Genomic DNA, 13,999 nt, shown 5'->3' on the forward strand with positions numbered 1-13,999 from the left:
CAATCCCGGCGCTGCCGGCTACGCCACGATCAACACCTGCAGCAAGGGGAACGCCGGTCAGTGGGGCGTCTTCCTGAACGACGGCAAGGGCGGCGACGTCGGCAAGGTCATCGGCGACGGCGCCTACAACTGCGGCGCCTTCAACCTCAGCGGCGGCGGCGGAGGCGGCGGCTGGTGGTACGGCGGCGGCGGAGGCTCGTCCTACACGGCGGGTGACGGGCTGAGCCCGGCGAACCATCCGGGAGCCGGCGGCGGCGGGTCGAGCTACGTGCACCCGAGTGTCACCAAGGTCGCGCAGAGCGTCGGCCCGACGTACCCCGACCCCGTGATCGCGCCGGTGTACGACACCGCGACCACCGTCACGACGACGCCGACGTGGTCGACCGCGGGCCAAGAGGTCGTCATCACCGCCCGGGTCACCGTGCCGAGTCTGGGCCGACCCGTGCCGGCCGGGGGAACCGTCGAGTTCTCGACGGGTGCCGGCGTCACGAAGGTGCCGGTCGGCGCGAACGGCGAGGCCGTGCTGCGCACCGGGAACCTGCCGCAGGGGTGGAACGACGTCCGGGCGACCTATCCCGCCGCATTCAGCTGGGAGATGGCGACCCGCGGGAGCTCGTCGGGAGAGCCCGTCCTGCGGCACGAGGTCCGCGCGTGCGCCCCGGCACCGGTCTTCCGGCAGCAGCCCATCGACGACGTGATCGTGACCGGCCGGCAGCACACCCTCGACGCCTGGTGGGTCGAGTCGTCGGTCTACGGCAGCATCCCCGTGATGTCGTGGGAGTCCTCCCGCGACGGCGGAGCGACCTGGCAGGTCGCCGAGGGTGAGGCGACTGTCGGGAGCGCCTCGACCCAGCTGGTCGTCCCGCCGCACACCCGGCCCGAGACGGTCCTGTACCGCGTGAAGGCCACCACCTGCGGCGGTCGGACGATCAGCAACCAGGTGACGGTGACGGTGATGGGAGCCCGCTTCGATCTGTCGACGCTGCCGCCGAAGACGTACGGCGACACGTTCGACATCAGCGGCTACGCGCAGGCGGTCACCCAGCCCGCGCGCTCGATCGTCTTCAGCAGCAAGACGGCCGAGTCGTGCACGGTGAGCGGCTCGACCGTCACCGTGACCGCGGCCGGGCTCTGCACGATCGGGGCGAAGGTCGATCCGATGACGCCCAACGGGTACCCCGCCGAAGCGCTGCAGAGCTTCACCGCGAAGCCCAAGGCCCTCACCGTGACCGCGAAGTCCTTCGACCATCCGCGCGGTTCGCCGGCACCGGCCTTCGGCTGCACGGCGCCCTTCCTCGGGTCCGACACCTGGGTCACTCCGCCCACGCACGGCGTGTACCGCCAGATCGTCACCGCGACGGACATCATCTACCGGCCGACGCCGAACTGGGCGAGCCTGACGGGCACCTACTCGTACTTCACCACCCGGTGCTACGGAGGGACCGTCGACGCCAACTACACGATCGCCGGGTACAAGGACGGCGCGTTGCGCATCGTCGCCCCGCTGCCCGTCCCGGTGAAGGTCACCGCGGCGTCGCCGACCGTCTCGTACGGCTCCGCTGCTCCCGAGATCACGGCCGCCGTCGGCGCCGGCCTCGTCGGCACGCTCTCGTGCAGTGCATACGCGACGACCGACACGGCCTTCGCCTCGCCCCTCGCCCTCTCGAGCACGACTCCGGCCGGACGCTACACGACGCACTGCTCCGGTCTCACGAACCCGACCGGCCCCATCGCGTACGTCGACGGCGCCCTCACCGTGACTCCGGCGGTGCTGACGGTGACCGCGTCGAGTCCCGAGACCGGCGCGCACGGCGTCGCGACGGCTCCGGCGATCACCTGCACGACCACCCGGTTCCTCGGCTCCGACCGCTTCGCCACCGAGCCGAGAGGCCGCTTCTCGAACGAGGACGGCGTCATCGTGATCGACGCCACGACGCCCGTCGGCAGCTACGCCACCACGTGCGCCGGAGGCGATGCGGGCTCGAACTACAGCATCACGTCGGTGCCCGGCACCTTCCTCCTCGAGGACCGGAGCGGCCCGGTGGTCGCCGTGCCGGCGACCGTCGTCGCCGAGCCGACGAGCGTGTCCGGCGCCGTCGTCACCTACGCCGCCCCGGCGCGCGACGCGGTCGACGGCCCCGTCGACGGCACCTGTGCTCCCGCCTCCGGCACCGTGTTCCCCATCGGCGACACCACGGTGACCTGCTCCGCCGTCGATGCCGTCGGCAACACCGGAAGGGCCGCCTTCACCGTCTCGGTGAAGAAGATCGAGCAGACCGTCGCATTCACCTCGCCGCGCCCCGCGAGGCCGGTCGCGCTCGGCAGCTACACGCCGTCCACGACGGGCGGCGCCTCCGGGCTCCCCGTCGTGATCGGAGCGACCGGTGCCTGCTCGGTGGCGGACGGTGTCGTGACCTTCACCCGGTCCGGCATGTGCACGGTGACGGCGGAGCAGGCGGGGGACGCGCACTACGCCTCCGACGCTGAATCGTTCGACCTCACCGTCGCCAAGGCGACGCAGACCATCACCCCCGTCCTCCCCGCCCGGGGAGTGCTCGGCAGCACGGACGTCGTGTCCGCAACGGCGAGCTCGGGACTGCCGGTGGCGATCAGCACCTTCTTCGGCTGCACGGTCGCACCGGACGGGCAGGGCCGGCAGATCCTGACCTACACCGAGGGCAACACCTGCGCAGTGCAGTTCGATGTCGCGGGCGACGACGTCCACGAAGCCCCGGACTCCCTCGTGCGCTTCATCCTGCTCGACCGGATCCCGCAGGCGATCACGTTCACCTCGACCCCTCCTTCCCGTGTCTTCACCGACGACACCTACACCGTGCAGGCGACCGGCGGAGGATCGGGCAACCCGCTGGAGATCTCGATCATCGAGAACGGCAACTGCACGATCGAGTACTCGACAGTGACGTTCTTCGGCGACGGGTACTGCACGGTGAAGGTGGATCAGCGCGGCGACGAGCGGCACAGCGCTGCTCCGCAGGCGCGTCAGGTCATCACCGTCGGGACGCCGGAGGGCAACCTCCGGTTCGGCGGCGAGCCGCCGCGCATCGCGAAGGTGCTCGAGACGTACACGCCGGTGATCGTCCCCGGTCCGTCGTCGGGGGTGCCCGTGCTGTCGGCGAGCGGTGCGTGCTCGCTGATGGCCGACGGGACGACCGTCCGCAACGACAAGGCGGGGCTCTGCCGGATGGCACTCGACCAGCCCGGTGACGGGTACTGGCCCGCGCGCCGTGCCGAGGCGGACATCTCCGTCGTGAAGCTCGAGCAGACCGTGCGGATCACCACGACGCCGCCGGTGAACGCGGCGGTCGGAGGCACCTACACGCCCGCCATCGCCGCGGGCGCCTCCGGCACGACCCCGTGGATCATCACCAGCGTCGAGTGCTCGGTGAAGGACGGCGTCGTCACGTTCTCGAAAAAGGGGATCTGCCTGGTCGCCGCCTACCAGAACGGCACCGAGCAGTACGAGAACGCGCGACCGGACACCCAGTCGATCGAGGTCGGCTACGCGCCGGGCTCGGTCGGGATCTCGAGTCCCGTCCCCACGGGGGCGGCGGTCGGAGGATCCGTCACGCCGGTGCTCGTCCGGGGCCCGTCCACCGGGCCGGCGCTGCTCGCGGCATCGGGCGCCTGCTCGCTGGGCGAGAACGGCGTGGTGTCGTACGACTCCGCGGGCACCTGCACCGTCGTCGCCACCCACTACCGCGACGACACCTACGGAACCGCGCGGGCCGTGCAGACCTTCGAGATCACGAAGCTCCCGCAGATCGTCGCGTTCACGTCGACCGCTCCGGCCACGGCGCTCGTCGACGCGACCTACCGGCCGACCGCGGACGGCCGCGCCTCCGGCAGTGCCGTCGTGATCGGAGCGACCGGGTCGTGCGCGATCGCGGACGGGCTCGTGACCTTCACCGGTGCGGGGACCTGCACGATCACGGCGGACCAGGCGGGGGACGACCGGTACTCGGCGGCTCCGCAGGTGTCGCAGCGCGTCGCGGTGGGTCTCGTGGCGGGCACCGTCGCGTTCGGCGGCGACGCTCCGGCGGAGGCCCGGGTCGGCGGATCGTCGACCGTCGCGGTCGTCGCCGGGCCGTCCAGCGCCCCTCCGGTGCTGACGGCGTCCGGTGCCTGCTCGGTCGGACCCTTCCGGCTCGTGTCCTACGACGCGGCGGGCACCTGCACGCTGACGCTCAACCAGGCGGGCGACGCCCGTCACGGTGCTGCTCCGGAGGTCGTCCGCTCGTTCGAGATCACGACGACCGCCCAGGTCGTGGCGTTCACCTCGCAGGCGCCGGCCTCGGCGCTGGCGGGCGGCAGCTACCGCCCCACGGCGACGGGTGGCGCCTCCGGGCGGCCGGTGCAGCTCGGTGCGACCGGAGCCTGCTCGATCGCGAGCGGAGTGGTGACCTTCACCGGGTCCGGCACCTGCACCGTGACCGCGGATCAGGCGGCTGGAGTCGGCTACTCGGCGGCGCCTCAGGTGTCGCAGACGATCGCGGTGGGGCTCGCGGCGGGCACGGTCACGTTCGGCGGCAGTGCACCGACGGCGGCGAAGGTCGGCGGGACGACCACTCCGAGGATCGTCGCCGGCCCCTCCAGCGCCCGTCCGGTCCTGACGGCGTCGGGTGCGTGCTCGGCGGCGGCGGGAGTCGTGTCCTACGACACCGCCGGCACGTGCACGCTGACGCTGAACCAGGCGGGCGACGCTCTGCACGGTGCCGCCCCTGAAGCGACCCGCACGTTCGAGATCGCCGCGCTCGCGCAGACGCTGTCCTTCACGTCCGACGCTCCGGAGTCGCCCCTCGTGGGCGGCACGTATCGGCCGACCGTCGCGGGTGGCGCGTCGATCGCTCCCGTGGTGCTCGGAGCGACCGGCTCGTGCGCGATCGCCGACGGAGTCGTCACCTTCACCGGGTCGGGCAGCTGCACGATCACCGCGGACCAGGCGGGCGACGCGCGCTACGCGGCCGCTGCGCAGGTCTCGCAGACCGTCGAGATCGGCGTGTCGGAGGGGACCGTCGCCTTCGGCGGCGTCGCTCCGACGGATGCCCGCTTCGGCGGGTCGTTCACTCCGGTGATCGTGCGCGGACCCTCCAGCGTCGCGCCGGTCCTCGCCGCGTCGGGTGCCTGCTCGGTCGACTCGGGCGTCGTGTCCTACGACGCGGTGGGCACCTGCACGCTGACCCTCGATCAGCCGGGCGATGCGGAGCACGGTCCCGCGGATCAGGTCGTGCGGGCGTTCGAGGTCGTGAAGGCCGTTCAGACGGTGGCCTTCACGTCCGAGGCTCCGGCCGCTGCGGTCGCGGGCGGCACGTACACGCCGACGGCGACCGGTGGATTCTCGAGCGAGCCCGTGGTGCTCGGCGCCGACGGCTCCTGCTCGATCGAGGACGGTGTCGTGACGTTCTCCGGGTCCGGCACCTGCACGGTGACCGCCGATCAGGCCGGTGACGACACCCGCGAGGCCGCTCCTCGGGTGTCGCAGACCATCGCGGTCGGTCTGACGGCGGGCACCGTGTCCTTCGGGGGCACGGCTCCCACGGACGCGCGGGTGGGCGGCTCGTCCACCCCCGCGATCGTGCGCGGACCCTCGAGCGCGGATCCGGTGCTCACTGCATCGGGCGCGTGCTCGACGGCGTCCGGAGTCGTGTCGTACGGCTCCGCGGGCACCTGCACGCTGACGGTGGACCAGGCGGGCGACGCCCGTCACGGTGCCGCCCAGGCGGTGCGCACGTTCGAGATCGCGGGGAGGCGGACGCAGACTCTGGCGTTCACCTCGGCCGCTCCGGCGGCGACGGCCGGAGGCGCTGTGTACGTGCCGACGGTGGCCCCGGGCGGATCCTCTGCTCCCGTGGTGCTGGGGACGACGACGTCGACGGTCTGCTCCGTGACGGGCGGGACGGTGAAGTTCCTCAAGGCCGGGACCTGCAAGCTCACGGCGTCCCAGGCCGGGGACGCGTCCTACGAGGCCGCGCCGCGCGCGACGCAGTCGGTCGTGGTGGCGGCGCCGGTGAAGGTCGTGAAGAAGGCGCAGACGATCGCGTTCACGTCCACGATGCCGACCTCGCCCGATCGGGGCATCGCGTACCCGGTGGCGGCGACCGCCTCCTCCGGTCTGCCGGTGGCGCTCAGCGCCTCGGGCAGCTGCACGCTGGCGCCGACCGGACCGGGCACCGCGACGGTGACGCTGACGGGCACCTCCTCGTGCACGGTCACGGCCGCGCAGGCCGGCGACTCCGTCTGGTCGGCGGCGCCGGCGGTGAAGCAGGCGCTGCAGATGAAGCTGTTCACCCGCGCGGACCTGACGGTGGCTGTCGCGCCGGCGTCGGGACTGTCGGCGACCGCTCCGCTGTCGGTGAAGGTCACCGTGAAGAACGTCGGCACGCGTGACGCTGGGGCGACCACGACCCGCGTCGTCGTCTCCGGGACGGTGGCGTCGGCTCCGGGTGCTGTCCGGACTGCCGGATCGGTCGCGGGCACCACGGTGCTCACCTGGAAGACCCCGAGTGTGAGCACCGGGAAGAGCATCACCTGCACGGTCACGCTCGCGAACCGGCCCGCGTCGGCCACGGTCGAGGCCAAGGCGTGGTCGGTGGTGTCGGACCCGACTCCGGGGAACAACATCGTCAAGCGCACCCTCAAGTAGGACGCGGGAGGGGGTGCTGCTGCCGGGCGACCGGCGGCGGCACCCCTGCCGCGTCCGCCGGCGAGGGAACCCCGAACCGTCGAGACGTCCCGGTGGAGCGGGCTGTCTCGACGGTTCGGGGTTCCCTCGTGACAGAGCTCCCTCCGCACGGGTATCACGGGCAGAGGACGAGGGGCGGACGAGGAAGGGCGGGCCCGTGGAGGCCCGCCCTTCGTCCTTCAGCCCGCCGGTCAGCGGATCGACGTGGCCGTCGTGTCGGTGTTATTGCGGATGTCCTGGTCGGGGGTCTTCGTCGAGAGGACGGCGGCCGCGCCGGTCTTCTGCCCGGTCGTGGTGCTCTTCACGGTGATCGTCTGCGTCGCGGTCCTGCCGTTCGCGAGGCTCGGGGTCGTGAAGACGACAATCGGGCCGTAGCGCTTGTGATTGCCCGACGCCGAGACGAACTGGACGCCCTGGGGGAGGACGACCTTCGTGACGACGGAGGTCGCGGTCGCCGGACCGGCGTTGGCGGTCCTCACCGCGTAGGCGAAGGTGCGGCCCTTGGTCGCCGAGGAGGGAGCGGACAGGTCCACCCGCAGGTCCGCGGTCGTCGCCACGGCCGTCCTCGGAGCGATCGTCACGGTGCTGGTGATCCGCGCCGAGCCGGCGGAGTTGGTCGCGGCGATCGTGAAGGTGAAGGTGCCCGCCGTGGTCGGCCGGCCGTAGAGGCCGAACGGAGTGAGCTCGACGCCGGGCGGCAGGGTCCCGGACGCCAGCGTCAGCACGGGAGCAGGGGCTCCCGTGACCACGTACTCGGAGTAGTAGTCCTCGCCCACCATGCCGGCCGCCGCGGTTCCGGTGATGGTCGGCGCCACCGCGGAGATCTCGATGGTGTCGGTCAGCCGGGATCCGCCGAGGTCGTTCTGCGTCGTCAGCTCGAACGTGAACGTGCCCGCCTGACTCGGGTAGCCGTAGAGGTCCCCTCGGAAGTTCAGGTACAGACCCGGCGGCAGCGCGCCCTCGGCCACCCGGAGGTTCGCCGCGGCTCGGGAGTCGCCCGCCACGGAGTAGACGTACGAGTACGCCACCGCGACCTGGCCCGCAGGAGCGTCGCCCGACAGCGTGGGAGGGGTGCAGGCGTCGAAGGGCGCGATGCCCGCGACGACTCCGGTGAGGGTCGACCCGCACTTCAGGTTCACGTCGAGCTGGTTCGTGAACACCGCCTCGTCGTCGATGACGAGGGAGCCGACGTTCGTCAGGCGGCCGGCGTTGGTGAACGTGGGAGCAGCGGCGCCGTCGGCCGCCTCGCCGAGCACGATGCTCCCCTCGTTCGTCACGGAGCCCTCGGTGACGACGGAGGACGCGGAGGAGCCGATCTCGATCGTCCCCCGGTTCGTGATCCGGTCCAGGACGAGAGCGCAGGCGTCCGCCTCGCCCGCCGCGCCGCAGGAGTCGGACGTGCGGATGGTCGCGTCGCTGGAGAGGCCCGCGAGCGACAGGGTCCATCCCGCCGGGATCTCGACCACGACGTCGTCCCCGAGGGGTCCGAAGCCGGAGGGGACGAAGCAGGTGGAGCCTCCTCCCGCGCGCGGAGTGATCTCGGCGGGGCCCTGAGCGCCGATATTCCCGGCGACCTCCTGGCAGCCGGTGTCGCCCACCACGATGGTCGTCGGTGCGGCGGAGGCGGGGGAGAGCGGCGCCAGGCCGGCGGAGCCGACGAGGAGGGCTCCGAGGACGGCGGCGAGGATCCGCGGTGCGCCGGGGCGCCTCCTGGCCAGGACGGGTGCTGCGGGATCGTGGACGCTCATGCGGGGTCTGCTCTCGGGTGGCGCGACGCGGCCCCCGCGGCGATCACGACGCTGAGGACCAGGGATGCTCTCAGTGTCCTGAGCGTGCCGAGAGGGCGGCAAGGTCCTCTAGCGGACATGTCCGCAAGCGGACGCGACGAGCGTCGACGGGGGAGGGCGGGTCGTCCCGTCGGCTCTCAGCAGCGGCCCCGCACGACCGCGGCGGCGACGCGGGCCTCCTGCCCGAGGATCGTCAGGTGCGGGCGGAGGTTCCTGCCCAGCGACTCCGCCGCGATCGGGCGCAGGCAGGGCTGCTCGGTGAGGACCACGGGCGTCCCCGTGCGCGCGGCGACGGCCGCGACGGCGAGGGCATCGGCGAAGCCCTCGCCGGAGGCGACGAAGGCGCGGCCGTCGTTGCGCGGGACGAAGTCGCCCACGAACGCGGCGGTGGCGTAGCGGTCGCTGCCCGCGATGCGGTAGTCGCGCTGGATCGCTCCGCTCTGCACCAGATCCTTCATCAGCGAGGTGGGGATCGACGGCTCTCCGCCGACCGCCTGCGCGGCCTGCACGCGGAGCGAGCGGAGCAGGTCCTTCGTCGCGTCGTCGGCTCCGGAGCGGCCTCCGTCGACGAGGACGACCGGTGAGGCGGTTCCGGCCGCCCCGGCCACCGCGAGGGCATCGGGGAAGTTCGCACCGGTCGCGAGATACGTGTACTCCGGGGCCGTCGTGTACGCGTCGCGGACGATCAGGCGGCTCGTCTCGTACCGGTCGACTCCACCGATGCGCCGCACCTCCGGGACGAGGCGCTCGAGCTGCCGGAGGACGGCGTCCGAGACGCTCAGCTCGCTCCCGACGACGACGACCCGCGACGGAGCGAGACGCCGGATCTCGGCGGCGGTCGACGCGGGCAGAGCGGACGGATCCGTGGTCAGCAGCGATCCTCCGAGGTGCGCGGCCGCCGGGCCGGCGCTCAGCGCGTCCGGCCAGTTCGCCCCGCTCGCCACGTACAGCACCGGGATCCCGGGCTCGACGAAGGCCCGCGACAGCGCCGCGGCGGTCTCGTAGCGATCGACGCCGGCGATGCGGTCGCTGCTCCACCGCCACGGACCGAGCTCGAAGTCGACGCCGCTCGCGACGCCCCCGGCCGCGACCTCGATCAGCGTCGAACCGTCGCGCAGTGCGGACCCGTCGGCGAAGTCGGGACGGTCGGAGGGAGTGGCAGCGGGGCCGTCGATCGACTGCTGCGCCCGCACCGCGTACCGGCCCGGCTCCAGCCCGTCGACCCGGTACGCCTCCTCCGATCGCCCGTAGCCCGATCCGGCGTAGGTCCAGGCCGACGACGACGGGTCGTCGCGCCAGACCGTGACCGAGTACTGCTTCGAGGTGATCACTCCCCGCCACGGCAGGACGACGGTGCCCTCGATGCTGCCGGTGGGCGCGGGCAGCTCCTGGGCGGCGGCGGCGGGCGCGGTGGTGAGGAGGAGCGCGAGCAGGAGGGAGCCGGCGACGGCGCGGGCGGGGAGGACGTGCATGGTGGTGCTCCGATTCCGAGGGGTGCGACGCCGTGACGCCGGCCCGCGCTCGCTCAGTATGGGCCGTGATCGCCGCGCCGGCGCGACTGCGCCGGAGCCCGGGCGCGCGCCGGGTTCCGCCCCCGCGTCACCCGTGGGAGGGTGGGCGCATGACCGCCGAGGGTGTCCGCCGCGTCGACTTCCTCCCGTGGGAGTACGACCCCGACTCCGCAGACGGGGCCGCGCAGGCCGAACGGCTGGGCGAGCTGGCCGCGGGGGGAGCCGGGATCGGCGACCGGGTGTTCGTCGCCGCGAGTGCCGCCGTCTTCTGCGACCGGCTGGCGATCGGCGACCGCAGCTACATCGCCGCCCACGCCTACGTCACGGGCGACGTGACGATCGGAGCCGACTGCTCCGTCAATCCGTTCGCCGTGGTCCGCGGCGACGTGCGGATGGGCGACGGCGTCCGGATCGGTGCGCACACGTCGATCCTGGGCTTCAACCACCTGATGGAGCCGGACGCCCCGGTCTTCACCCAGGGCCTCTCGAGCCGCGGGATCGTGCTCGGCGACGACGTCTGGATCGGCTCGCAGGCGACGATCCTCGACGGGGTGGTGATCGGCGACCACGTCGTGATCGGCGCCGGCTCCGTGGTGACGAAGAGCGTCCCGGACCACGCGGTGGTGGCGGGCAATCCGGCCCGCGTCCTCCGCGACCGCCGCGCACCGGCACGCGACGCCGAGCTCCGCGAGGCGCTCCGGCGCTTCGGGGACACGGCTCGGGCCGAGATCCCGGCGGTGCTGGCCCGCTGCTTCGAGGACGGCCGCTTCGTCGACCGGCCCGGCACGGCGGCGGCGCCGACCGTCCGCCCCTGGGCCGACGCGGTCGAGCTCGCCGATCTGCTGCTCGACGCGCCGCCGCCCGGATTCGACGCCCCGGACCTGATCCGGCGGCTGACGGCGAGGCAGGATCCCGCAACGGGGCTGGTCGCGGACGGCGACCTCTCGGACGCCGGTCTCGAGCGGCTGCTGACCTCGTCCGAGCCGCTCTCGGACGAGCCGCTCTCGGCGTTCGACGGGCCGGCGAGCTACCACGTCCTCAGCGTCGGCTACGCCGCACGGCTGCTCGGTGGGCGGACGCCCCACCCGATCCGCGCCGTCCACGAACTCGCGGGGGCAGACCTGACGGCGGCCCTCGACGCGCGCGACTGGGCTGCCGGTGCGTGGGGCTCCGGTGCCGCGGTCGACGCGCTCGCGACGGCGTGCGCCGCGAACGCGCTGGACCACTCCGACGCCTTCGACGACGGGGGAGCCGGCCCTCTCCCCACCCTGCTCGGCTGGGCGGTCGCGCGCGCGGACCCCGCGACGGGGCTGTGGGGGACGGTGCTGCCCGACTCGGAGTCGCCGCGACTGCAGGCGGTGAACGGCTTCTACCGGCTGACCCGGGGTCTGTTCGCGCAGTTCGGAGTGCCGCTGCCGTACCCGGTCGCGACGATCGACACCGTGCTGCTGCACGCCGCGGACCCGTACCTCTCCACTCCCGCGGGCTGGACGGCGTGCAACGTGCTCGACATCGCGCATCCGCTCCGGCTCGCCTCGCAGCAGACCCCGCACCGCCGCGCGGAGATCGCGGAGTGGGCGCGCGGCGCACTCGAGCAGGCGCTCGGGCAGTGGGTCCCCGGCGAGGGGATCGCGTTCGCGCCGCGGTCCGACGGAGCGGACGGCGTGCCCGGGCTGCAGGGGACCGAGATGTGGCTCGGGATCGTCTGGCTGCTGGCCGACCTGCTGCAGTCGTCGGATGCGCTCGGCTACCGCATGCGCGGGGTGCACCGACCCGATCCGCTGGTGGTCCTCCCTCCGGTGACGCGGTCGGGATCGGAGGAGAGGGCGTGAGCGAGGCGACGGAGATCCTGCACCGCGACGGCAGCCTCCGCAGCCGCGGCGGGATGCTGGACGGCGAGATGCACGGGTACTGGGAGTGGTTCCGGCTCGACGGCACCCTGCTGCGCAGCGGCACGCTCGACCACGGGCGGCAGGTCGGAGTGTGGACGACCTACGACCGCTCGGGTGCGCCGTACAAGGAGACGCGGTTCGGCGAGTGAGCGGCAGCGGGTCTGCGGGACCGGGGCACGCGACCTCCGCGGCCCTCCGCTAGTGTCCGAGGACCGCGAGCGCCCGAGCGCCCCGCCAGAGAGGAGCCCCGACGTGCCCGACCTCGAGATCCGACCCGCGCAGAGGTCCGACGCCGCCACGATCCTCCGGTTCGTCCGCGAGCTCGCCGTGTTCGAGGAGTCCGAGAGCGAGGTCGTCGCGACGGAGCAGTCGATCGAGGCGACCCTCTTCGACGACGGGTCGACCGCTCACGCCCTGATCTGCCTGGCCGACGGCGTCCCGATCGGCTTCGCCGTCTACTTCTTCAACTACTCCACCTGGCAGGGGCGGAACGGGCTCTACCTCGAGGACCTCTACGTATCCCCGGAGCGCCGGGCGCCGGCGCCGGCACGGCGATCCTCCGGCGCCTGGCGGACCTCGCCCTCGAGAACGACTGCGGCCGGTTCGAGTGGAGCGTGCTGCGGTGGAACACTCCCGCGATCCGCGTCTACGACGGCATCGGCGCGACGCCCAAGACGGAGTGGCTCGGCTACCGTCTCGCCGGCGACGCGCTCGAGGCGTTCGCCCGGGGAGGCGACCGCTGACCCGTCCCTCCGCTACGGCACCGCGCGGGTGACGAAGGCGAGGTCGAGGAACGGCAGATCGTCGCGCGCCAGCACGGCGGTGAGGTGCCGGTCGCCGAGGTCGACGCCCAGGCCGAGGACGTGCGCGTCGGTGTCGAGGCGGACGCCGTCCACGACGCCGCCGTCGATACGCACCGGGATGCCCCGCTCGACGGCCGCCCCGGTCGCCGCGCCGAGCAGCTCGCCCGGCATCTCACCGCGGACGCGGGTCTCGCGGAACCGGTTCATGAGCTGGTGGTTCACATGCTCGACGAGCGTCGTGGCGATCGTCCGCGGGTCGTCCTCGAGGAGGGTGGTCTGCACCGCCTCCCACAGCATCGGGTACCGCATCCGCTCGCGGATCGTCATCAGGCGGTCGGGGAGGGGGAACAGCGGGGGCTCGTCGAGCTGCGCCCGGAGCTCGTCGCTGATGTCGGCCAGGTTGACGGGATCGTCGCGGTCGTCCGGTCGCCGCCACAGCCCGAAGGTGATCGCGGCGGAGGAGAAGGCCTGGGGACGGCCCACTCCGTGGCCGACCGTGCTGACGGCGAGCTCCTCGGCGCCGGGCTGCGGCTCGAGCGTGAAGAGCGCACCGGGGAACCGGGAGGTGACGTCGTCGAGCGACGGCGGGACGGGCAGGTCGTCAGGAGTCGCGGTCGTGTCGACGAACATGCGACCAGCCTGTTCGCGCGCCGGTCGCTGCGCAACGGCTCGTGCCCGATGGCGCGATCCTCGAGGGCTGGTCAGACCCGAGCGCTCCTACGGCGTCCGACCGCGAGTGCGGCACCCGCGGCCAGCAGAGCGCCGGCGGCCAGGAGCGGTGCTGTCGCCTCGATGCCCGTGTCGGCGAGGTGCTCCCCGGGCGCCGGTCGATCCGTCGCGACGACGGTCGCCGACGCCGGCACGACGAAGTAGGCCGGATTCCCGTCGACGTAGTGGACGTAGAAGCCGTGCTCGAGATCGGCCTCACCCTCGGCGCGGGCGATGTACTCGGCGAAGACGAAGTAGCGGCCCGGAGCCACGGCCAGCGCGATGTCGCCTCCGTCGGCGAACTCGGCGAGGTCGTACCAGCGGGAGGTGGGCGGCGAGTAGTCCCCGTCGCTGTCGAGCACCTCGGTCGCCACCACGCGGATCTCTCCTGAGACGACGCAGTGGCGGAGCGTCAGCGGCTCCAGGTGGACGACGAGGCCGCCGGGCGCTGCGGACGTGGTCCCGACCGGCTCGGTCGTGGTGGCGCTGGGTCCGAGCCCGACGACGTCGAAGCAGGTGTCGTCGACCGGTACCGGGGCGGCGGTCGGCGTGGGCTGAGCCATCGCGGGGGGAGTGGGGGCAGGAGTCATGGGGACGG

At 73.0% G+C, this 13,999-nt stretch carries 8 protein-coding genes; 4 read left to right on the forward strand and 4 right to left on the reverse strand.

Annotated features, from left to right (window positions below; all coding sequences use genetic code 11):
• Positions 1-6,661, forward strand: a 6,661-nt coding sequence (locus tag B0T42_RS17285; RefSeq protein ID WP_077224261.1) for an MBG domain-containing protein, incomplete at its 5' end; no start/stop codon positions are given.
• 230 nt (positions 6,662-6,891) lie between these two features.
• Here the strand turns inward: B0T42_RS17285 and B0T42_RS17290 are convergent.
• Both B0T42_RS17290 and B0T42_RS17295 read right to left on the reverse strand, forming a co-directional pair.
• Positions 6,892-8,448 (reverse strand): DUF11 domain-containing protein, encoded by a 1,557-nt coding sequence (locus B0T42_RS17290; protein WP_077224262.1) that lies wholly within the window; start codon positions 8,446-8,448, stop codon positions 6,892-6,894.
• 176 nt (positions 8,449-8,624) lie between these two features.
• Complete coding sequence (locus B0T42_RS17295; RefSeq protein WP_077224263.1) at positions 8,625-9,959, reverse strand: cell wall-binding repeat-containing protein; 1,335 nt, start codon at positions 9,957-9,959, stop codon at positions 8,625-8,627.
• A 149-nt stretch (positions 9,960-10,108) separates the two neighbouring features.
• Here B0T42_RS17295 and B0T42_RS22135 point away from each other — a divergent pair, with 149 nt between their 5' ends.
• The 3 genes from B0T42_RS22135 to B0T42_RS22820 all read left to right on the forward strand — a co-directional run bounded on the left by B0T42_RS22135 (position 10,109) and on the right by B0T42_RS22820 (position 12,633).
• Entirely contained in the window at positions 10,109-11,830 is a 1,722-nt protein-coding gene (locus B0T42_RS22135; RefSeq protein ID WP_077224264.1) for an acyltransferase, read from the forward strand.
• Positions 11,827-12,039 (forward strand): toxin-antitoxin system YwqK family antitoxin, encoded by a 213-nt coding sequence (locus B0T42_RS17305; protein WP_077224265.1) that lies wholly within the window; start codon positions 11,827-11,829, stop codon positions 12,037-12,039. Before B0T42_RS22135 ends, B0T42_RS17305 begins: the two co-directional genes overlap by 4 nt.
• 465 nt (positions 12,040-12,504) lie before the next feature.
• A complete protein-coding gene (locus B0T42_RS22820; RefSeq protein ID WP_446737393.1) occupies positions 12,505-12,633 on the forward strand; it encodes a hypothetical protein in 129 nt (42 codons plus the stop codon).
• Between the two features lie 12 nt (positions 12,634-12,645).
• Here the strand turns inward: B0T42_RS22820 and B0T42_RS17315 are convergent, their stop codons facing one another.
• Both B0T42_RS17315 and B0T42_RS17320 read right to left on the reverse strand, forming a co-directional pair.
• Positions 12,646-13,323 carry a hypothetical protein gene (locus tag B0T42_RS17315; protein ID WP_077224266.1) on the reverse strand — a complete coding sequence of 226 codons (678 nt, stop codon included), beginning with the start codon at positions 13,321-13,323 and terminating at the stop codon, positions 12,646-12,648.
• A 71-nt stretch (positions 13,324-13,394) separates the two neighbouring features.
• Positions 13,395-13,999, reverse strand: a 605-nt coding sequence (locus tag B0T42_RS17320; RefSeq protein WP_139344562.1) for an LPXTG cell wall anchor domain-containing protein, incomplete at its 5' end; no start/stop codon positions are given.

Origin of the sequence: Rathayibacter rhapontici (genome assembly GCF_001995175.1) — a bacterium.
Lineage (GTDB): Bacteria > Actinomycetota > Actinomycetes > Actinomycetales > Microbacteriaceae > Rathayibacter.

Excerpts from the sequence above, each read along its gene's own strand:
- B0T42_RS17315 (WP_077224266.1), bottom strand. The coding sequence starts at position 13,323 with ATGTTCGTCGACACGACCGCGACTCCTGACGACCTGCCCGTCCCGCCG.
- B0T42_RS17290 (WP_077224262.1), bottom strand. The coding sequence starts at position 8,448 with ATGAGCGTCCACGATCCCGCAGCACCCGTCCTGGCCAGGAGGCGCCCC.
- B0T42_RS17295 (WP_077224263.1), bottom strand. The coding sequence starts at position 9,959 with ATGCACGTCCTCCCCGCCCGCGCCGTCGCCGGCTCCCTCCTGCTCGCG.
- B0T42_RS22135 (WP_077224264.1), top strand. The coding sequence starts at position 10,109 with ATGACCGCCGAGGGTGTCCGCCGCGTCGACTTCCTCCCGTGGGAGTAC.